This is a genomic window from Acidaminococcus nyctereutis (assembly GCF_052216985.1).
Classification (GTDB): Bacteria; Bacillota; Negativicutes; order Acidaminococcales; family Acidaminococcaceae; genus Acidaminococcus; species Acidaminococcus fermentans_A.
Map to the genome: position 1 here is coordinate 52,181 of NZ_JBQOUY010000012.1, position 21,303 is coordinate 73,483.

General features: G+C 55.7%; 17 protein-coding genes. 13 read left to right on the forward strand and 4 right to left on the reverse strand.

What is annotated here, in order from left to right; all coding sequences use genetic code 11:
- Positions 1-128: 128 nt before the first annotated feature.
- Positions 129-1,283: a M20 family metallopeptidase gene (locus tag ACTUHY_RS07410; RefSeq protein WP_442827206.1), complete on the forward strand. Its 1,155-nt coding sequence runs from the start codon at positions 129-131 to the stop codon at positions 1,281-1,283.
- 20 nt (positions 1,284-1,303) lie between these two features.
- Positions 1,304-2,743 carry a YfcC family protein gene (locus tag ACTUHY_RS07415; protein WP_442827207.1) on the forward strand — a complete coding sequence of 480 codons (1,440 nt, stop codon included), beginning with the start codon at positions 1,304-1,306 and terminating at the stop codon, positions 2,741-2,743.
- 96 nt (positions 2,744-2,839) lie between these two features.
- On the opposite strand, the gene ACTUHY_RS07420 is transcribed toward ACTUHY_RS07415, so the two are convergent.
- Complete coding sequence (locus ACTUHY_RS07420; protein ID WP_442827208.1) at positions 2,840-3,262, reverse strand: Fur family transcriptional regulator; 423 nt, start codon at positions 3,260-3,262, stop codon at positions 2,840-2,842.
- Positions 3,263-3,468: 206 nt separating this feature from the next.
- On the opposite strand from ACTUHY_RS07420, the gene ACTUHY_RS07425 reads away from it, so the two are divergent.
- Together ACTUHY_RS07425 and clpB are read left to right on the forward strand one after the other, a co-directional pair.
- Entirely contained in the window at positions 3,469-4,986 is a 1,518-nt protein-coding gene (locus ACTUHY_RS07425; protein WP_442827209.1) for a CYTH domain-containing protein, read from the forward strand.
- Positions 4,987-5,148: 162 nt separating this feature from the next.
- Positions 5,149-7,692: an ATP-dependent chaperone ClpB gene (clpB, locus tag ACTUHY_RS07430; protein WP_442827210.1), complete on the forward strand. Its 2,544-nt coding sequence runs from the start codon at positions 5,149-5,151 to the stop codon at positions 7,690-7,692.
- A gap of 285 nt (positions 7,693-7,977) precedes the next feature.
- Here clpB and ACTUHY_RS07435 read toward each other — a convergent pair whose 3' ends face one another.
- Positions 7,978-8,436 (reverse strand): MarR family winged helix-turn-helix transcriptional regulator, encoded by a 459-nt coding sequence (locus ACTUHY_RS07435; protein ID WP_442827211.1) that lies wholly within the window; start codon positions 8,434-8,436, stop codon positions 7,978-7,980.
- 210 nt (positions 8,437-8,646) lie between these two features.
- Here ACTUHY_RS07435 and ACTUHY_RS07440 point away from each other — a divergent pair, with 210 nt between their 5' ends.
- Complete coding sequence (locus tag ACTUHY_RS07440; RefSeq protein ID WP_442827212.1) at positions 8,647-9,192, forward strand: rubrerythrin family protein; 546 nt, start codon at positions 8,647-8,649, stop codon at positions 9,190-9,192.
- Positions 9,193-9,312: 120 nt separating this feature from the next.
- On the opposite strand, the gene ACTUHY_RS07445 is transcribed toward ACTUHY_RS07440, so the two are convergent.
- Positions 9,313-10,188, reverse strand: a complete 876-nt coding sequence (locus ACTUHY_RS07445; protein ID WP_442827213.1) for a LysR family transcriptional regulator — start codon at positions 10,186-10,188, stop codon at positions 9,313-9,315.
- Positions 10,189-10,330: 142 nt separating this feature from the next.
- On the opposite strand from ACTUHY_RS07445, the gene ACTUHY_RS07450 reads away from it, so the two are divergent.
- The 3 genes from ACTUHY_RS07450 (at position 10,331) to ACTUHY_RS07460 (ending at position 14,366) form a co-directional block, all read left to right on the forward strand.
- Positions 10,331-11,500 (forward strand): iron-containing alcohol dehydrogenase, encoded by a 1,170-nt coding sequence (locus ACTUHY_RS07450; protein ID WP_442827214.1) that lies wholly within the window; start codon positions 10,331-10,333, stop codon positions 11,498-11,500.
- 17 nt (positions 11,501-11,517) lie between these two features.
- Complete coding sequence (locus ACTUHY_RS07455) at positions 11,518-12,645, forward strand: alpha/beta hydrolase (protein ID WP_442827215.1); 1,128 nt, start codon at positions 11,518-11,520, stop codon at positions 12,643-12,645.
- A gap of 302 nt (positions 12,646-12,947) precedes the next feature.
- Positions 12,948-14,366, forward strand: a complete 1,419-nt coding sequence (locus ACTUHY_RS07460; protein WP_442827216.1) for an MFS transporter — start codon at positions 12,948-12,950, stop codon at positions 14,364-14,366.
- A gap of 197 nt (positions 14,367-14,563) precedes the next feature.
- Here ACTUHY_RS07460 and ACTUHY_RS07465 read toward each other — a convergent pair whose 3' ends face one another.
- On the reverse strand, positions 14,564-15,118 hold the full coding sequence (locus tag ACTUHY_RS07465; RefSeq protein ID WP_442827217.1) for a hypothetical protein: 555 nt from the start codon (positions 15,116-15,118) through the stop codon (positions 14,564-14,566).
- A gap of 157 nt (positions 15,119-15,275) precedes the next feature.
- Between ACTUHY_RS07465 and ACTUHY_RS07470 the strand changes: the two genes are divergently transcribed.
- From ACTUHY_RS07470 to ACTUHY_RS07490, 5 genes are read left to right on the forward strand one after another with little or no spacing between them, the layout of a single operon-like run.
- Positions 15,276-16,271, forward strand: coding sequence for a hypothetical protein (locus tag ACTUHY_RS07470; RefSeq protein WP_278675553.1), 996 nt, complete (start codon positions 15,276-15,278; stop codon positions 16,269-16,271).
- A gap of 18 nt (positions 16,272-16,289) precedes the next feature.
- Positions 16,290-17,654: a phosphohexomutase domain-containing protein gene (locus tag ACTUHY_RS07475; RefSeq protein WP_442827218.1), complete on the forward strand. Its 1,365-nt coding sequence runs from the start codon at positions 16,290-16,292 to the stop codon at positions 17,652-17,654.
- A gap of 15 nt (positions 17,655-17,669) precedes the next feature.
- Positions 17,670-18,659: a UDP-glucose 4-epimerase GalE gene (gene galE, locus ACTUHY_RS07480; protein ID WP_278675549.1), complete on the forward strand. Its 990-nt coding sequence runs from the start codon at positions 17,670-17,672 to the stop codon at positions 18,657-18,659.
- A 5-nt stretch (positions 18,660-18,664) separates the two neighbouring features.
- A complete protein-coding gene (abc-f, locus tag ACTUHY_RS07485) occupies positions 18,665-20,611 on the forward strand; it encodes a ribosomal protection-like ABC-F family protein (protein WP_442827219.1) in 1,947 nt (648 codons plus the stop codon).
- Positions 20,608-21,297: a uracil-DNA glycosylase gene (locus ACTUHY_RS07490; protein ID WP_442827220.1), complete on the forward strand. Its 690-nt coding sequence runs from the start codon at positions 20,608-20,610 to the stop codon at positions 21,295-21,297. Before abc-f ends, ACTUHY_RS07490 begins: the two co-directional genes overlap by 4 nt.
- The last annotated feature ends 6 nt before the right edge of the window (positions 21,298-21,303 follow it).

Here is a 21,303-nt window from a genome sequence, read left to right on the forward strand (position 1 = left end):
ACAGAATGTGCAACACCTCTTTTTTCTATTGCCAAGACCGAAGAATTTCGATAAAATAAATAATAATATACACTATATATGTATAAATTATCGCCAATCATTACCTGTACCAAGCAAAGGAGAAGCCCATGGAGCAGCAGAATGAAAAAATCCGGGAAGCGGTGGAATGCTTCCGGCAGGAGATGCTGGATTTCTGGAAGGAACTGATCGATTTCCAGGCCGGCAGCAAGGAAAGAGAACGGATGCAGATCCTCATGGAAAAAGTGTCTTCCTATCTGGAACAGCAGGGGATGGAAAGCGAACTGGTGGATTCCGGCGCCGTACCTCTGATCCGGGCCTGGTCCGGCAAAGAACGGGAAGGCCAGCCCATCCTGCTCAGCGGCCATCTGGATACGGTGTTCCCCAACGGCAGTTATCCGGAAAATCCCTTCACCATCCGGGAAGGAAAAGCCTATGGCCCTGGAGTCTGCGATATGAAGGGAGGTATCGTGATGGCGGTCTATCTGGCCAAGGTGCTGGAAAAGATCGGCTATGACCGTCATCCCATCAAGCTGCTCTTCGTCCCGGACGAAGAAATCACCCACCAGGGATCCCGGGCTGCACAGATGCTGGCGGAAGAAGCCCAAGGCTGTCTATGTGCGTTCAATCTGGAAACTGGCCGGATGGATGACTGTCTCACGGTGGGTCGGAAAGGCTGCATGGATGTGTGGATCACTGTCCATGGAAAGGCTGGCCATGTGGGCAATGCTTATGCTTCTTCCGCCAACGCCATTGAAGAGATGGCCCATAAGGTCATCGCTCTCCGGGCTTTGACGGATCTGGAAAAAGGACGGATCGTCAGTACGGATATCATCTCTGGAGGGACAGTGTCCAATGCGGTGGCAGATACCTGCCGGATCGAAGTGGACTGCCGGTATGACTACAACGAAGACAAGGATGCACTCCAGGAAGCCATCCGGGCTGTCTGTGCCGAGACTCATGTGCCCGGGACCCGGACAGAAGTGGAATTCCCGGCTTTTATGCCTGTCTTTGAACGGACGGAGGGCAATGACCGGCTGCTGGCACTGGTGAACCAGGCTGCGGCCGAGTTCGGCCTCCCGGCTTTCGGTGCGGCCCATCCCGGTGGCTGTTCCGATGCCTCCTTCATGGCCCAGGCAGGGATCCCTATCCTGGATTCCGTGGGAGTCCAGGGGGATGGAGCCCATACCCTCCAGGAATATGCCATTGTGGAAACCATGTTTGAACGGACCATGCTGCTGGCAGCTGCCATCTGCCGCCTGTAACTGTTGTAAAGGGAGTCATCATGACAGAAACCAAGCAAGACACCGTCCAGAAACCGGTGAACAAAAAAGTATCGGTGCCCAGCCCGATCATCATTATTTTTTTCATCCTGATCCTGACTGCCATTGCCACGTATTTGATCCCAGCTGGTACTTTTGAACGGGTCAAAGATGCGGCCAGCGGCCGGATGGTAGTGGACCCTCATACCTTCCACTTCATCGCCCGGCATCCGGCCGGCTTCTTCGACGTATTCAAAGCGGTTCCCCGGGGCGTCAAAGGAGCCAGCAGCATTGTAGGCTTCTTGATGATCATCGGGGGTTCTCTGAATGTGATGGCAGAAACCGGAGCCATCAACGGAGCCTTGGGCCATGTTGTCACCAAAGTGAAAGGCCGGGAAATGCTGCTGATCCCGGTGCTGCTGACTATCATGACATGCCTGAGTACCTTTGCGGGCTGCAGCGAAGAATACATCGCCTTCGTGCCCCTCATCATGGCCGTATGCTATGCCCTGGGATTCGACTCCATTGTGGCAGTGGCTATGCCTCTGGCGGCAGTCAGTGGGGGGTACGGTGCTGGAGTGACCAACGCCTTTACCGTAGGGGTGGCCCAGAGCATTTCCGGCCTGCCCATGTTTTCCGGCATCCAGGTCCGGGTGGCCATGCTGGTGGCATTGATCGTCATCAATGTAAGCTACACCATGTGGTATGCCCGGAAGATCAAGAAGAATCCGGAAAGCAGCTACATGTATGACTATGACCAGATCTACCGCCCGCAGATGGACTTGAGCGCTTACGAAGGGGAGAATGTGCTGATGACCGGCCGGCAGAAGGTGATCATGGGCGGGTTTGTGGTCACTGTGGCTGCCATCCTGGTAGGGGTCATTAAATTCGGCTTCTACATGGATGAACTGGCAGCCCTGTTCCTGATGATGGCGGTCTTTGCCGGAATCATAGGCCGGCTCAGCATCAACACCTTTGCCAATGCCTTCATCGGCGGGGTGAAGAATATGGCTATGCCCTGTATGATGGTTTCCCTGTGCAAAGGGGTCACCCTGCTCATGGGGGACAGCAAGATCCTGGATACCATCATCTATTACCTGGCAGCTGGACTGAATGCATTCCCTCATTCTCTGCTGGGCTTTGGTATGTTCATCGTCCAGGATGTATTCAACCTGGTGGTGCCTTCCGGTTCCGGTCAGGCTGCCATTACCATGCCCATCATGGCGCCCTTGGCAGATCTGGTGGGGCTCACCCGGCAGACTGCCGTCCTGGCCTTCCAGATGGGGGATGCCTTTACCAACATGATTACGCCGGCCAGCGGAACGACCATGACGGTGCTCACGGTAGCCGGAGTGCCTCTCCGGCGCTGGTGGAAATTCGCTTTCCCCCTTTTAGGGCTGGAATGGATCTTCGCCTTTGTGGTCATGTGGTATGCATCAGCTGTCCATCTGGGACCTTTCTGATCCGTTGAAAGGATTCCTGCTGGGTGACAGGAAAAAGAAAAAAATCTGCTGCAGACGGGAAATCCGTGGATGCAGCAGATTTTTTTGTCAGTGTATTTATTTTTCCTGGCAATCTTTGCAGATCCCCAGAAAATAGGTACGATGGCTGTGGATGACGAATCCGGTCCGGGCAGCCGCGTCCTGGTCTACGTCCTGATGGTAATCCAGCTCCAGATTGAACACTTTTCCGCATGCTTCACAACGGAAGTGAGGATGCGGATGGGGGTCCACATCGTAGCGCATGATCCCATCCCCTACATCCACCGTCTGGATCAATTCCATCCGGCAGAAGAAACCCAGCGCCTGATAAATGGTGGCGAAGCTTAGGGTAGGCATTTGTTCCTTGACCCGTTCGTAGATATCCGTTGCAGTAGGATGCTCCTCCGGTCCAGTAAAAGCGCGGTAGACTTCCAGGCGCTGGGGGGTGATCTTCATGCCATTTGTTTTCAGGATTTCTGTCAATTCCCTGGGACTCAGCATGGCAGCCTCCTTTAAAGATACCGTGAGAAAAGATTAAAACGAAAGTTTCTTTAATAATAACTTTTAATACATAAAAAGTCAAATAAAATATAGTTCTGAAAAGAAAAAGCAGGACTTAGGCCAGCCGGGAGATGCCTATATAACCAAACAACGCATCCAAAGCCAGTGTGCCATGTGTTACAATAAAAGAAAGAATCTATCAGGGAGTGTGGAAGAAGATGGCTTATGGACAGGAAAAGGAAATCAAATTGCTGTCGACCAAAGCAGGCCGCAGGAAATTTTTTCAGCTGCCGCTGGTCAAGGAACGGATCATCCCCGGCAGTCATCATACCCTGAAGCTCTGGAACCAGTATCTGGATACCCGGGACTGGAAACTGACCCGGACCGGTCTGGCCTACAGGATCCGGAGGACCGATGGCAAAGCTTTTGAGGCTACGGTGAAAAGCCGGGGGCAGACGGTGAACGGCTTCTCCAGCCGGGAGGAGTATACGGTGCCCCTGGAAAAACCGGAAGCGGTGATCCAGGGTTTTGCCTCCCAGCTGGACCAGAAGCTCCAGACACTTCTCCAGGAGGATGAGCTGCTGCCGTTGTGCACGGTGGAATTTACCCGGAAGACGGCGCTCCTCCAGCTGTCGGCGGTGACGGTGGTGGAAGCGGCCCTGGACCAGGGAACCCTTACCGCCGGGGACAAAACGGAACCCATCGAGGAACTGGAACTGGAACTCAAACGGGGCCAGGAACGGGACCTGCTGCGGCTTACGGCAGCTCTGGCCCGGGAAATCCCCCTGTGGCCGGAAGAGCGGAGCAAGTTCAAACGGGGACTGGATCTGCTGGGTTGGAAGGGCACTCCGTCCAAAGCGGCCAAAGGGCCGGAATGGAACCGGGAAACGGAACCGTCGGAAGTGTGGCAGGCTCTGGTCCGGCAGATCTTCAGCCAGGGCCTGGACCTGTTGGTGCCGGACGCTGACCGGGAATTCCAGGACCGGCCTTTCCTGGAGGTGCTCCAGCAATGCGCCGGCCTGTGGAACCTGGGGGAGGGATTCCTGTCCCAAACCTCCTGGAAAAAAGGACGGGATCTGCTGGACGGGCTGCTCCAGGGGCTGGAACCGGTGGACTATCTGGCGGTGTCTGACCGGCAGAAGGGAAAACCTTTTCCGGAAGAGCTGCTGTCCCTGGAACCGGCCTGGCAATGGCTGGAAGACCGGTGGGTGGCGGCGGCCCAGGAATGGGCGTCCTGGTGCGGCCGGGAAGCGGCTGCGGTTCTGTGGCAGCTGCTGTATCTGGTTTCCCTGGCTCGGAAGGACGGAGCGCATCCCACCTTGGACAGCTTCCTTCAGGGGCACTGGAACCGCTGGCAGCAGGACTGGCAGCTGCTGGAAGATGCCGGGAATCCGGATCCCTGGGAACGGAAGGAGCAGATGGAGGAACTGGCCGGCCTCTTGGCCCTGGAACAGGGCCTAGGAGAAAAACGCCTGGTGAAGCGGGGGCAGGCCTATGGGGAACAGTGGTGGAAGTACTGCTGCAGCTATGCCCGGACCGGTGCCCTGGCAGAAGGTGCGGAAGGCAGCCGGGACCGGACACTGACCCTGGCTCTGGCGGCTCTCTGCGGCCAGGAAGGGATCCGGACGGAAAAACGGGGAGCCAAGGCGGAAGAAGCCGGCAAGGCTTTTCTCCGGGAAGTGGCCCGTCATCCGGAATGGTCCTGCTTGGCCCAAGAAAAATAAAATCAAAAAAAGTCAAAAAAACGAAAATAATATTTGACTTTTTGACTTTTAAGCGGTACAATAAGACCCGGGAAGTGAGGAAAAGGCTTCCTGGGTCCTATTTTTAAGGGCTCTGAATCAGATAAGTACCCATTGATCCAATGGTTTTTGGAGGTGTTTGTTATGCAGGCAGAACGCTTGAGTGACGAAGTGCGTGGATTGTTGGAAGCTGCCCAGCAGCAAGCCGTTATGAATTACAACCAGGAACTGACCACTGTCCATCTGCTGTCCGCCATGTGCAGCCAGCCGGACGGGTTCTTCAAGTTCGTGTTGAAGAGCCTGAACGTGGATGAGGCTCAGTTCAGCCGGGAAGTGGATCGGTTGCTGAAGCAGATCCCGTCCGTGAAAGGGTCTGATCAGTTGAGCATGAGCACGGGTCTGGCCCGGGTGTTCGCCCTGGCGGAAAAGGCCGCCGGCCAGAATCCGGTGACCGCATCCCATCTGCTGGCCGCTCTTTGTGAAGACGGGGATACGGAAGTGGTGGACCTGTGCAAAAAGTACGGGATCACCCGCAGTGCCATCCGGGGTCTGATTGACAAATATGAAAACAACGGGGATGCGGACGAAAACCGCAAGACCCTGGAGAAATTCGGCCAGGACCTGACCCGGAAAGCCCGGGAGGGGAAGCTGGACCCGGTGATCGGCCGTGACGATGAAATCCGCCGGACCATCGAGATCCTGTCCCGCCGGAAAAAGAACAACCCGGTGCTGATCGGTGAACCGGGTGTGGGCAAAACCGCCATTGTGGAAGGGCTGGCCCGCCGGATCGTAGCCGGTGATGTGCCGGAATCCCTGAAGAACAAGACCCTGTATGCCCTGGACCTGGCGTCCCTGGTGGCCGGGGCCAAGTACAGAGGGGAATTCGAGGAACGGCTGAAGAAAGTCCTGAAGATCGTGTCCGATTCCGCCGGCCAGATCATCATGTTCATCGATGAACTGCATACGGTGGTGGGGGCCGGGGCTTCTGAAGGCTCCATGGATGCCGGGAACATCCTGAAACCCATGCTGGCCAGAGGGGAACTCCGGTGCATCGGTGCCACCACCCTGAAGGAATACCGGAAATACATCGAAAAGGATTCCGCCTTGGAACGGCGTTTCCAGCCGGTACTGGTGAAGGAACCCAGTGTGGAGGATACCATTTCCATCCTGAGAGGGCTGAAGGAACGGTATGAAGTCCATCATGGGGTGCGGATCAAGGACTCTGCCCTGGTGGCGGCCGCAACCCTGAGCAATCGGTACATCAATGACCGGTTCCTGCCGGACAAGGCCATCGACCTGGTGGATGAAGCTGCGGCCCGTCTGCGGGTGGAAATCGATTCCATGCCTACGGAACTGGATGAAAGCCGCCGGCGGATGCTCCAGCTCCAGATCGAGGAACAGGCCCTGTCCAAGGAAGAGGACGACGCATCCAAGGCCCGTCTGGAAAAGATCAAAGAGGAACTGGCCAAGCTGAAGAGTGAGAACGACAAGCTCATGGACCAGTGGAAGGCCGAAAAGGGCGGCATTGCCAAGATCCGTCAGGTGAAGAAGGATATGGACAATGTGAAGAAGGAAATGGAAGAAGCGGAGCGGTCCTATGACCTGAACCGTCTGGCGGAACTGAAGTACGGCAAGCTGCCGGAACTCCAGAAACAGCTGGCGGCTCTGGAAAAAGAGGAACATTCCGATAAGCGCCTGCTGAAGGAAGAAGTGGACGAGGATGATATTGCCAAGGTGGTCAGCACCTGGACGGGGATCCCTGTGAACCGTCTGATGGAAGGGGAAAAGAAGAAACTGGCCCATCTGCCGGAGATCCTCCACAAACGGGTCATCGGCCAGGACGAAGCGGTGGAAGCCGTCAGCGAAGCCGTCATCCGGGCCCGGGCCGGGATCAAGGATCCCAACAAGCCCATCGGCTCCTTCATCTTCCTGGGGCCCACCGGTGTGGGCAAGACCGAACTGGCCAAAGCCCTGGCAGAAGTGCTGTTCAATGATGAAAAGAGCATCATCCGGATCGATATGAGCGAATACATGGAGAAACATACAGTGTCCCGTCTGATCGGTGCCCCTCCTGGCTATGTGGGCTATGAAGAGGGAGGCCAGCTGACGGAAGCGGTGCGGCGCCATCCGTATTCCGTGATTCTGTTCGATGAAATCGAAAAGGCTCACCCGGATGTGTTCAACGTGCTGCTGCAGGTGCTGGACGACGGTCGTCTGACCGACGGCCAGGGCCGGATGGTGGACTTCAAGAACACCCTGATCATCATGACCAGCAACCTGGGGTCCCATGAGATCATGGAAAAGAAGGGGGCCATCAGCAAGGACGAAGTCCGGAGCATGCTGATGAAGTTCTTCCGGCCGGAATTCCTGAACCGGGTGGACGACATCGTGGTGTTCAAACCCCTGCAGGAAGAGCAGCTGAGGGATATTGTACGGCTGATCCTGAACCATCTGGGCAGCCGGCTGCACAGCCAGCTGGAACTGACCCTGACGGCCACCGACGACGCCATCGCCTACCTGGCCAAAGCTGGGTTCGATCCTGCCTTTGGGGCCCGTCCCCTGAAGAGACTGATTGTCCACACGGTGGAAACCGTGGTGAGCAACAAGATCGTCCGGGGCGAGATCCAGAGAGGGGACCACATCGAAGTGGTGTTCCAGGACGGGAACATCGATGTGGTGAAGAAGTGAATAAAAAGGGGATGTTGCACGTGAAATGCAACATCCCCTTTGTCTAGGGGCAGCAAAGCTGCCCGTCACTTGTCACTGGCTGAAGGATAAAATTTGCAAGCAAATTTTTGAATGTACAAAATCGGTTTTTTACTGCTAAAATCATTGTTTCTATTTTCCGTACATTCTTGGTTTTATATTATCTGGGGAACCCGCAGCCCGGGTTCCTTCCAGCGTCTAGTGACCAGAGACAAGTGACTAGTGACCCCAAAAGAGGGGCTGCTGCGCATGCAGCAGCCCCTCTTTTTACCCCTCCAGCACGTGGAGGATCCGGTACAGTTTTTCTTTCAGATCGGCCACTTCTTCGGCTGTGAACAGGGGACCTTTCCGGTTGATCAGGCAGCCCATGGCATGGGGGACCTGCAGGGCTTTGTCCCGGAGAGCCAGGCCGGCAGGGGTGATTTCCACCACCACCACCCGTTCGTCATCGGGCTTCCGGTAGCGCTTCACATAGCCCACGGTCTCCAGCTTCTTCAGCACCGGGGTTAGGGTTCCGGAATCCAGGTACAGCCGTTTTCCCAGGTCGTGCATGGTGATGGCTTTTTCTTCCCAGAGCACCATCATGGTTACATACTGGGCATAGGTGAGACCGATTTCTTTCAGGAAGGGAGTGTAGCCAGCCACAATCTTTCGGGCGCTGGCATACAGGGGAAAGCAGAGCTGGTTCCCCAACAGCAGGGGATTGCAGGCATCCTTTTCGTTCATATTGATCATACCTCCAGTACGGAAAAACTTTTGGCTGTACTTTATTGTAGCAGGAAGAAAACATGAAAACAAATAAAATTTAATAAAATCTAATTTGACAAAATTAAATAAAGCCGGTATAATGATTTTCGCAAGAGGCTGATGGCCATAAGAAAAGAAACAGAGGGCACCGCTTGCCCGGTGCCAAGAGGAAAACAGGAGGAAAAGACTATGAGCATTTACGGACAGGCAAAAGGAACGGAACTGGAATCCATCATGAAGACCATGATGCAGGCTGAAGCCAACGGCACCATGATGTATTACGCACTGGCCCGGCTGGCCAAGGAACAGGGCTATGATGATCTGGTGCCCATGTTCATCGAAGCCGCTAACCAGGAAGCGGTCCATGCAGGCTTCTACGCCGTGATCAGCGGGAAATATCCCCAGGATTTCTGGGGTCTGGTGAAAACCCTCCAGAAGGCGGAAACCAATGGGGAAGCCCAGGTGAAAGCCATGGCCGACAAGGTGCGGGCTGCCGGTTTTGCCGAAGCCGCTGACGAAATGGAAGTGTTCGCCAAACAGGAAGGCCATCATGGCGTGCTGATGGGCGAAATCCTGGTCCGGTATCCTCAGGGAGAAAAGAAGGAAAAAGCCAAGAAGGTCTATGTGTGCCCGGTATGCGGATATGAATACGAAGGGGACATCAACAGCGAAAGCGATGACTGGGTCTGCCCTCTCTGCGGCCAGCCCAAGAGCGTGTTCAAAGAAGTGAAATAAGAGGATGAAAAGGGGCTGCGAAAAAATGAGGACTCATTTTTCACAGCCCCTTTGGTCACGAGCCTCGACCCGTGACTCGCGACCTGCGACTGGGGGTGTGAATTTTTTCACACCCCCCTTTTATTTTGCGAAATTCTGCAGCAGAAGTTCCTGGAAGGCCTGTACCGCCGGGGAAAACTGGTGGTCTTTTTTCCAGATCAGGGACAGCTGGTCCGTGAGGGGCGGATCACAGGGCCGGAAGCACAGGGGAGAGCCGGTGGTGTTGATGAGGCCGTCGAAGCCCATGGCGCAGCCCAGGCCTCCGGCTACCATTTTGGCCGCATTGGTCAGAAGGGTGTAGGTGCCGATGATGTTCAGCTCTTCCAGCGGTTTTCCCAGCCAGGTCTGGAGCATGCCGGATTTCAGGGCCTGCTGGGACAGGATCAGGGGCAGGTCCCGGATTTGTTCCGGGGTCAGGCTGCATTGGGAAGCCAGGGGATGGGTCCGGGGCAGCAGGATGCCCCACCGGTCTTCCTGATCCAGGGGTACGCTTGCGAATTTTTCCGGGTCCGAAGGGCCGTACACCAGCCCCAGATCCAGGAGTCCTTTGTTCAGCCGTTCCCGGACCCCTTCCCCATCACTGCTGAAGATCCGGTACCGGATCCCCGGATGCTGCCGGGAAAAGCCAACGGCCACCTGGGAAATCAGCCGGATCACGTCGGTTTCCCCGGTGCCCAGGTAAATGTCCCCGGCGATTTCGGCGGAGGAGCGGATTTCGGACCGGGTCTTCCGGTACAGTTCCAACAGTTCTTCCGCCCGTTTCCGGAACAGGATCCCTTCCGGAGTCAGGGACAGCCGGCGGTTTTCCCGGTAGAACAGGGGTCTGACCAGCTCTTCTTCCAGGGCCTTCAGCTGCCGAGACAGGGTGGGCTGGGTAATATGGATGATCTGGGCCGCTCGGGTAATGTTGTTTTCCCGGGCAATCACCAGAAAGTTTTCCAGGGTTTCCATATCCATGGTATCTCCTCCTTGATCCCATTATACCATGCAGTAAACGTATTAAATGAGATTAAAATAAAGAATTTTACATGAAAAGACATTCCCCTTATACTGAAGATGTCAAACGAATGCAGCCAACAAATGCAAAGGAGAAAAATATATGCTTGGAAATTTTACCTATGAAAATCCCACCAAAGTGTTCTTCGGCCGGGGTGCCGTGGAAAACCTGGCTGAAGCCCTGAAACCCTACGGCAGCCAGGTGGTACTGGTTTACGGGGGAGGTTCCATCAAAAAGAACGGCATTTATGACGCCGTATGCCACCAGCTGGAAGCCGCCGGCAAAGATGTGACGGAAATCTCCGGGGTCATGCCCAACCCTACCATCGACAAACTCCGGGAAGGCATTGCCACTGCCCGGCAGCACAAGGCGGACTTCATCCTGGCGGTAGGGGGCGGCTCCTGCATCGACTATGCCAAGGCCCTGGGCATGTCCATCCATGAAGAGGAAGATCCCTGGGACAAATACTTCCTGCGGTTCGAAGAACCCACCTGTGAAGTTGTGCCGGTGGGCTGTGTGCTCACCATGGTGGGGACCGGGTCCGAAATGAACGCCGGCTCCGTGATCACCAACCCGGCAACGAAAGAGAAACGTGGCAAGGCCTTTGCCGATGTACGGGTGTTCCCCCGGTTCGCTATCATGGATCCCTCCTACACCATGACCTTGCCCAAGTACCAGATGGTATCCGGCATCTACGATATGTTCAACCACATCTGTGAACAGTATTTTTCCGGCATCGACGACAACACCAGCGATTATCTGGCAGAAGGGCTCATGCGGTCCGTGATCCATGCCAGTCGGATCGCCATCCGGAATCCCCAGGATTATGAAACCCGGAGCAACCTGATGTGGGATGCCACCTGGGCTCTGAACACCCTGATCGCCAAGGGCAAGACCACCGACTGGATGGTCCATATGCTGGGGCAGGCAGTGGGCGGGGTGACCAGCGCAGCTCATGGCATGACCCTGGCGGCGGTATCCCCCGCCTATTACCGGCACATCCTGCCCTACGGCCTGCCCAAATTCAAGCGGTTTGCGGAAACGGTATGGAATGTGGATCCCGCCGGGAAAAGCGACCGGAAGATTGCCGAAGAAGGCATCCAGGCCATGGAAGTATGGATGGGAGAGCTGGGACTGGCCAGGAACCTGCGGGAACTGGGGGCCACCGAAGACATGATCCCGGCTATGGTCAAGGGGACCCTGATCCTGGACGGCGGCTATAAAGTCCTGGATCAGAAGGAAATCGAAGAAATCTTCCGGGAAAGCCTGTGAGAGGAAAGGAGACGGCAATGAGAATCAGTAAAAAGATGAAAATAGTCCTTCTGACGGCAGTACTGGGCACCAGCCTGCTGCAGATGGGAGGAGGCAGAGAAACCATGGCAGCGGCACAAACGGCAAAACCGGCCAGCGAAATGCTGAGCCCGGGGGTCAAGACGGAAAAACTCCATCTGACCCAGGAATGGGACAAAGTGTTCCCCAAAAGCGATAAAGTGGATCATCAGAAGGTGACCTTCCACAATCGGTACGGGATCACCCTGGCAGCGGATCTGTACACTCCCAAAGGGATGAAAGCTGGGGAAAAGCGGGCGGCCATTGCGGTGAGCGGTCCTTTCGGGGCGGTGAAGGAACAGTCTTCCGGGCTCTATGCCCAGCAGCTGGCAGAACGGGGTTACATCACCCTGGCCTTTGATCCTTCCTTCACTGGGGAAAGCGGCGGCAATGTGCGGAACGTGGCCTCCCCGGACATCAATACGGAAGACTTTTCGGCGGCCATCGATTTTCTGGCCAACCAGAAGGACGTGGACGCCAACAAGCTGGGGATCCTGGGGATCTGCGGGTTCGGGGGCATCGCTCTTAACGACGCGGCCATGGATACCCGGGTCAAGGCCACGGTGAGCTCCACCATGTACGACATGACCCGGGTGCTGGCCAGCGGGTATTTCGACAAGGAAGACAGCCCGGAACAGCGCCATCAGAAACTGGAAGCCATGAATGACCAGAGGACGGAAGACTACAAGAACGATACCTTCGCCCGGGCCGGCGCGAACCTGAAAATGGATGAACTGAAACCGGATACCCCGGAATTCGTCAAACAGTATTCCGCCTACTATGAAACCAAGCGGGGCTTCCATCCCCGGTCTGTGAATTCCGTAGGGGGCTGGAACAAGACTTTTGCCCTGTCCTTCATCAACCTGCCCTTCCTCCAGCGGAGCAGTGAGATCCAGAGCGCGGTGATGGTGATCGCCGGGGAAAAGGCCCATTCCCGGTATTTCAGTGAAGATGCCTTCAAAAAATTGAAGGGCAGCAACAAGGAACTGGTGATCGTGCCGGGAGCCACCCACACGGACCTGTACGACCAGCTGGATAAGATTCCTTTTGACAAAATCGATCAGTTCTATCAGACCTATCTGAAATAAAAAAGTGGGTATTGCATAGTACGTGCAATACCCACTTTGTCATAGGTCAGACGTCATACGTTATACGCTTTTGGAAATCAATTTTTACAAATTGATTTTGAAATCTCAAAATCTGTTGCAGGATTCAAATGATTTTCATAAATTTGACGCCAGCAAAGCTGGCTTCCATCAGCGTATGACGTATGATCTATGACGTATGACGGGGATGCTGCGCAAGCAGCAGCCCCTTTTTCTTGACTTTTTTCGGAATGTTGTCTACCATTTATTTTTAAAGTCTATTTTTCTATCCGAAGGTGAAGCCTGTGAAAAATGAATCCAATACTTTTGTGCGCCGGGCTGATGCCCGGCTGTTTCTGTCCATCCTGGCAGCCGGCCTCCTGTCTTTTACTGGGGTGGTGATCGAGACGGCCATGAACGTGACCTTTCCCACCCTGATGGAAGAATTTTCCGTGGGCACTTCTACGGTCCAGTGGCTGACCACCGGGTATCTGCTGGTGCTGGCGGTGGTGATCCCCACTTCCAGCTACCTGAAACAGCGGTTCCCTTTGAAGAAACTCTTTGTGGCCGGGAACCTGCTGTTTTTTGCTGGCACCGTGCTGGACGGGGTGGCGGGTAATTTTCCCCTGCTGCTTCTGGGGCGGCTGCTCCAGGGGGCCGGTACGGGCATCGGTCTGCCTCTCATGTTCAACCTGGTGCTGGAACAGGCACCGTTGGACAGAATCGGCACCATGATGGGGGCAGCCATGCTGGTATGCGCCCTGGCTCCGGCAGTGGGGCCTTCCCTGGGGGGATACATCATCGGCCATTTCGGCTGGCGGATGATCTTTGCCGCCCTGGTGCCCGGACTGCTGTTTTCTCTGGGGGTGGGGGTGTATGCCATCCGCCAGTCTTCAGCCTGGGGCCTCCGGCCCTTTGACTGGTTCGGTCTAGGGTGTCTGGCGGTGGCTCTGCCCTGTCTCCTGCTGCTGTGCAGTTACGGGACGGTGCTGCCGGTGCTGCCACTGTTGGGGCTGGCCGGGCTGATGGGGCTGGCCCTGGCAGTCTTTGTCCGGCAGGAAAACTGGCTTTGGTGGACTGGGGCCACGCCTCTGCTGAATCTCCAGGTGTTCCAAGTGCCAGCTTTCGATGGAGCGGTGCTGGGACTGCTCCTGATCCAGTTCCTGTGCCTGGGAGTGGGCTTCCTGCTGCCCAACTATGCCCAGATCGTCTTGGGGGCGGATCCTTTTTCCGCCGGGTGCATCCTGCTGCCCGGGTGTCTCCTGGGGGCGGCCCTGGCCCCAGTGAGCGGCCGGCTCTATGACCAGCTGGGTGCCCGGAGACCGCTGCTCCTGGGCAGCAGTGCCATTGTCCTCAGTTTCCTGTTTTATCAGTTTGCCTTGGGAAAGGCGGGAATCACCTGGTTTACAGCCATTTATGCGGTGTTCACCCTGGGACAGGGGCTGTCGGCAGGGAATATCCTGACCTATGCCCTGGAGAGTCTGCCGGAAGAAATGCAGCCAGATGGCAATGCCGTGTGCAATACCCTTCAGCAGCTGGCCGGGGCGGTGGGAACTTCCGTCTGTGCGGCTCTGGTGGCTGCCGGCCAGGCAGGACGGGATCTGACGGAAGGCACCAGCCTGGGCACTGCCCATGCCTTCCGCCTGCTGCTGATCCTGGCCCTGTGCCAGGGGGCTTCCATGGTGTGGGCTTTGGGAAAGAATAAAGTGCAGGGCGAAGAGTGAAGAGTGAAACGTAAAAAGTACGGACTTGTAAGGAACGGAGATCCGGATTTCAGTAAAGGCAGGTTCGTCTAGCTTAGCAGCACCGTCCTGTTTATGGCGGGCAAACTGATAGGTTCGGTAGATCCGGTCTGACCTCTTACTCGAGACCGCGGACAAAAAGATGGGCTGTTGCACGTTACATGCAACAGCCCATCTTTTCATTTCTTCACATTCTTCGTCATCTCATCCGTGGCGGTCCGAATGATGGAGGCCAGCAGGACATCGGAATCGTATTCCGTGCTGGTGCGGTCATCGATGACCTGGTAAATGGCCTGGCCATTTTTGGTGGCCAGGAAGCTGACGCTGGCATAGGCCGTTTCACCTTTGGCCAGTTTGCTGCCCTTTTGGACGGAAGGTTCCGTTCCGTCAGGAGTTTCTGTTCCTACGTGATTCACCTGCACCTGCAGCGTGATGGTGTTCCGGAGTTTCTTGTCCGGCAGCATCACTGGATTGCTGTACACGGTGACCCCCTCTTTTTTGAAGTCACGTTCCAGAGTCAGCAGGGTCTTGCGGACTGCATCGTCATCCCGGGTAAAGGCGGGATGGGCTTTTCGGAAGTCCGTATCCTGCCGGCTGAGATCTTTGAGATAAACGACTTTGACATTCTTGAAAGGAAAGGTATTGCTCTTCCAGCCGCTGCGTTCGGCACCTGCCGTCAGGGGCAGTGCCAGAAGGACAACAAGCAGGGTGGCCAGGGCCAGGAATTTTTTCATGGATGTTCCTCCTCTTTGGTTCTATCTTCTCATTTTACAACGGAAAGGAAAGTGTTTCAACGGCTTTTCGTTTTGACTAACGGGGGGAATCAGGCTATAATTTGTAGAGTTATGTTGTATCCGCTGTGGGTACAGTGCGGGAAGTGAGGGAACTGTCATGCCAATACCGCTTGTTGTATGGGCGGCTGCCGGGATTGGGGCTGCCGGACTGCAATTGTACAGAAGTGCCACCAGCTCTGAGAATATGGTGAAAAATGCCATCGAACGGTACAATGAGGAACGGTTTAAATTCTATAAGACTTTGGAACGGCTGATGCCGGAAGTGGAAAATCTGGGGCATCTGAAGCTCCATGTCTGGGGCTGTTATGACAAGGTCTTTGCCATTCTGGAAAAAATCGAGAATCTGCCGGGCCATTATACGTATAAGAGCCATAAGAATCTCCATATGCTGCCCCAAGATGTACGGAAATTGAAACGGATCCGTCGGGTAGTGGAACGGATCCAAGAGAAAAAGCTGGATACGGAAGGGACCGGCATGCTGACCGTGGTGGCTCTCCAGGGGGGCGCGGCTAGTTCTTACAGCCAGTCCGAATTGGAACGGGATGAGGCCAAACTGGTCATGGAAAAGATCATGGACCAGCCCTTGTACACATCGGAAGTCACCGCCTTGGATGAAATGAGCGTGCTGGAATCCATCATGTGTTTCCCGAAAGTGCTGCGTCCCGGATATTTTTCCGACAAAGATGGTTCCAAGATGACCAAGGACGAGGCTGTGAAGTTCAAAACGGATACGGATACCCAGTCCCTGCTGCTGGCTGATGCGGAAGCGCGGGGAGAACGGCTGCTGGAAGTAGTGAGCCATGTCTATAAGACCATGGAGGTCCTGAAAAATGAGCAGCGGGAGCAGATCCTCTTCTTACAGCATCTGCTTACGACAAAAACAGATTATACGCAGTTTACCCTGGAGGAAAAGGACCGGCTGAATTTTGTAGTGGCCTTGGGCTTTGTCCTCCGGGAATTGGCGCGGACCGATATCGTCTTGAAGAACGGCAGTATGGCCATCTTGAACCGCAGCGGGCTGAGGGGCCCTTTGGGTAAGGCTCAGGACCTGCTGCCGACGGAAAACCTGGCACTCTTGGATGAAAAAGACTAATCTGTGGGAGGAACCATTGTGATCAGTACGAAAGCGTTCAAAGCGTATGATATCCGGGGGATTGTCCCGGAAGAAGTGAATGAAGACCTGGCCTATCGGCTGGGACGGGCCCTGGCCTGGAAGCTTAAAGCCAAAAAGCTGGTGGTAGGACATGATATCCGGCTCAGTGGGCAGGCGCTCAGCCAGGCTGCCGTAGACGGTATGCGGGATGGGGGAGCGGATGTACTGGATCTGGGCCAGTGTGGGACGGAGATGATGTATTTTGCTACGGCTCATCTGGAAACGGACGGGGGTATGATGATCACCGCCAGCCACAATCCCAAGGACTATAATGGCATGAAGCTGGTCCGCTCCGGGGCCCGGCCTATTTCAGCGGATACGGGTCTCCAGGATCTGGCAAAACTGGTAGCTGCCGAGGACTTCGAGAGCCAAGTTCCCAAAGCGGAAACCCGGGGATCCTATGAAGAAGTGGACATCCTTCCCAGCTATGTGGACCATCTTCTTTCCTATATCGATGTGAAGAGCCTCCTGCCTTTGAAAATCGTGGCCAATCCAGGGAACGGGGGCGCCGGTCCCATTGTGAAAGAACTGGCCAAACATCTGCCCTGCCAGTTCATCCTGGTCAATGAGCAGCCGGACGGGACCTTCCCCAACGGGGTGCCCAATCCTCTCCTGCCCGGGAACCGGGCCGCTACGGCGGAAGCTGTGAAGGAAAACCATGCCGACTTGGGGATCGCTTGGGACGGAGACTTCGACCGCTGCTTCTTCTTTGATGAGAACGGCCGGTTCATCGAAGGGTATTATCTGGTGGGGCTGTTCGCCCAGTATTTCCTACAGAGACATCCTGGCAGCAAAATCCTGTACGATCCCCGGCTGACTTGGAATACAGAAGAAATCATCGCCCGGTACGACGGACAGCAGGTCCGCTGCAAGAGCGGCCATGCTTTCATCAAGGAATGCATGCGGAAACAGGGTGTCATCTATGGGGGCGAGATGAGTGCCCACCATTATTTCCGGGATTTCTCCTATTGTGACAGCGGGATGATCCCCTGGCTGCTGCTGATTTCCTTGATTTCCACGTCCGGGATGACGCTGTCCCAGATGGTGGATGCCCGGATCAATGAATACCCCTGCAGTGGGGAAATCAACTTGAAAGTGGAAGACGCGGACGCTGTATTGGAACGGCTGTCCAGCCATTTCCATTCCGGCATCCAGGATCGGATGGACGGACTCAGCGTGGTCTATGATGAGTGGCGGTTCAATCTTCGGAAATCCAATACGGAACCGGTGGTGCGGCTGAATGTGGAGACCCGGGGGGATAAGGACCTGTTGAAACAGAAGACTCGGGAAATGCTGGAATTGATCGGCGGAGAACGGGCGTAAGAAGGAGATAATCGGATGAATGTACTGGTAACTGGAGGAGCCGGTTATATCGGCTCCCATGTGGTAGAAGAACTGACGGCCAACGGGTATACTCCCATTGTTTATGACAATTTCAGCACGGGCCATGTGGATGCGGTGTCAGACAAGGTCCAGCTGATCGAGGGTGATATCCACGATTTCAATTTCCTGAAGCATGTCCTGGGGGAATATGAGATCGATGGAGTGCTCCATTTTGCTGCCAGCAGCCAAGTGGGGGAATCCATGGTGAATCCGGGAAAATATTATTACAATAATGTAGCCGGTACCCTGGGACTCTTGGACGCCATGCGGGAAACGGGCGTGGAGCAGCTGGTATTTTCGTCTACGGCAGCAGTCTATGGGGAACCGGAGCAGGTGCCCATTACGGAGGACATGCCCCTCCAGCCTACCAATGTATACGGCCGCACGAAACTGATGATCGAAAAGATGATGGCGGATTATAGCCATGCCTACGGTCTGCGCTATGTGGCTCTGCGGTACTTCAATGCAGCCGGTGCGGCCCTTTTGGGGAATATCGGGGAAGACCACCGGCCGGAGACCCATTTGATCCCCCTGATCATCCAAGCGGCCCTGGGCCAGCGGGAAAGCGTTTCCATTTTTGGCACGGATTATCCGACTCCGGACGGGACCTGCCTGCGGGACTACATCCATGTGAAGGATCTGGCCAGTGCCCATGTGCTGGCTATGGACCATCTCCGGAAGGGAGGCGGCTGCCGGACCTATAACCTGGGGACGGAAAACGGCTTCTCCGTCCGGGAAATCATCGAGGCGGTGAAGAAGGTCACCGGCAGGAACTTTACCGTAAAGGAAGAGGCCCGGCGGGCCGGGGATCCGGCGAAACTGATCGCCTCTTCGGAAAAAATCAAGAAGGAGCTCCATTGGGAACCCCGCCACAGCAATATCGAGGAAATCGTGGCAACGGCCTGGCGGTGGCATGAAGGACATCCCAAAGGATACGAGAAATAAGCGGTATGGATATTTTGCTGACCGTGGACGGCTTGAAGAAAAGTTTCGGCGTCCACGATATTTTTCAAAATGTGAGTTTTACCCTCCGCCAGGGGGAAAAGGTAGGCCTGGTGGGTGTCAATGGCAGCGGCAAGACCACCTTGCTCCGGTGCCTCCTGGATCCGGATTTTGCTGACGGAGGGGCGGTGAAATTTGCCGGGGAACTGCGGCTGGGCTATGTAGAGCAGGGATTCGATGATTTCCGGGAAGAAACGGTCCGGGAGTTCATGCAGCATGCCTGTCCGGATATCCTGGACCTGCGGGAGAAGATGCGCCGACTGGAAGAAGAAAGCGGCCGGGCCCAGGGAGAGAAACTCCAGGATATCCTGGACCAGTACGCCCGGACGGAAAGTCGGTATGCCCATCTGGACGGGTATCACTATGAAAGCAACATCAAACGGGTGCTGATCGGCCTGGGATACCCGGAGGAAACCTGGCAGTGGCGGGCGGACAAACTGTCCGGAGGCCAGAAGACCCGGCTCCAGCTGGCAGCGGCTCTGGTGAATTCTCCGGATCTCCTGATCTTGGACGAACCTACCAACCATCTGGACATCGTCATGAGCGAATGGCTGGAAAACTACCTCAGGGAATTCCGGGGGGGCGTGCTGGTGATCTCCCATGACCGAGCTTTCCTGGACAATGTGGTGGAAGAGATCCTGGAAATGGAAGGGGGCACGATCCACCGGTTCAAAGGGAATTATTCCCGGTATCTGGAACAAAAGGAGATCCAGGTGCTGACCCAGACCCGTGCCTATGAGGCTCAGCAGGAATATATCGCCCGGCAGGAAGCCTATATCCGGCGGTTCAAGGCGGGAATCAAGAGCAAGATGGCTCGGGGGCGCCAGTCCCAGCTGGACCGGCTGGAACGGATCGATGCCCCGGTACAGGAAGAGGAATTCCAGCTGCGGCTGCCTCATGCGGCAGAATGTGCGGAAAAGGTGATCATGCTGGAACACCTGGATGCAGGGTATCCTGAGCACCGCTTGCTCCAGGATGTGGACTTGACCCTGCGCCGGGGGGAGAAGGTGGCTATTATCGGCCCTAACGGCTGCGGGAAATCCACTCTGCTGAAGACCATCCTCCAGGAACTGCCGCCCTTGAAGGGAGAAGCCCGGATCGGGAACCGGGTGAAGATCGGCTATTTTTCCCAGAGTTACGAACGACTGGACGAAAAACAGACCATCATGGAGAACTTCTTGACGGAATACGGCCTCACCGACGAACAGACCCGTCGGCTCCTGGGGAGCATGATGTTCCACGGGGAGGATGTGTTCAAGGTGATCGGGACCCTGTCCGGGGGCCAGAAAGCTCGGCTGGTGCTGCTAAAACTGGTGCTGGACGGGGCCAACTGTCTGCTTTTGGACGAACCCACCAACCACCTGGATATTGCTGCCAAGGAAGCGGTGGAAGCTGCCTTGGAGACTTTTGACGGAACGGTGCTCTTGGTGAGCCACGACCGGTATCTGGTGAATGAGGTGGCCGGACGGATCTGGGCGGTGGAAGATGGCCATGTGACCGACTACAAAGGAAATTACGACTTCTATCTGGAGGAACGGGACAAGAACAGGAGCCGACAGGCGGCTGCTGCGGCTCCTGCTGCCCCCCGGACGGAAGAAAAAATGGCAGCCAAGGCAGCTCCGGAACCGGTTCCGGCCAAACCGGCCCAGCTAGAAAAGAAAGTAGAGAAAAAGCCCTATAGTCCGGCGGAAGCCCAGAAACTGCTGCCCCAGGTAGAACTGAAGATCCGGGAATATGAAGCACTCCAGAAAGTGCTCAGTGTGAAAATCGCGGATCCGGCCAATCAGCAGGATCTGGCAACCAGTACGCGGCTGGCGGAGGAATATGCCCAGCAGGAGAAAATCCTGGATGGACTCATGGACAAATGGGAAAAGCTCATGGAGTCATTGGAATGACGATCGAGGAATTTTTACAGGCACTGCAGCAGTTCCAGGGGGACGGCTGTTTCAATCCTTGGAGGGAATACGATCCCTCCTGCGATATCGGGCCGGAAGCCCCGGTGATCCGGGCAGCCAATTTCCGCCGCTATCTCCAGCTCCGGCAGAAGGCCCGGTTCCTGTTCATCGCCGAAGGGCTGGGATACCAGGGGGGCCATTTTTCCGGCATGGCCATGACCAGTGAACGGATCCTTTTGGGATACCATCCCACAGTGCGTCCGGAAGTGGTGCTGGGAGAGGGCTGGGACTACCGGCGGACCAGCAATCCAAAAAGTCCTCTGCTGAATCGGAAGCAGAAAGAGCAGGGATTCAATGAACCTACGGCTACTATTATGTGGGGAGAACTGGCCAACCAGGGACTGGCGCCTTTCCAGACCATCTTATGGAACATTTTTCCCTTCCATCCTTATAAACCCTCCGGCATCCTGACCAACCGGACCCCCACCGGACCGGAACTGGATCAGGGCATCGTCTATGCCCGGATGCTGCTGGAAATGGTCCCCGGTCTCCAAGTCATCGCTATTGGCCGGAAAAGCGCCGGGACCTTGGAAAAGTACGGAGTGCCCTGTGCGACGGTTCCCCATCCTTCCATGGGCGGGGCCAACCGGTTCCGAGCTGCGGTGGGAGCGCTGTTTGCCCAATAGAGGTGA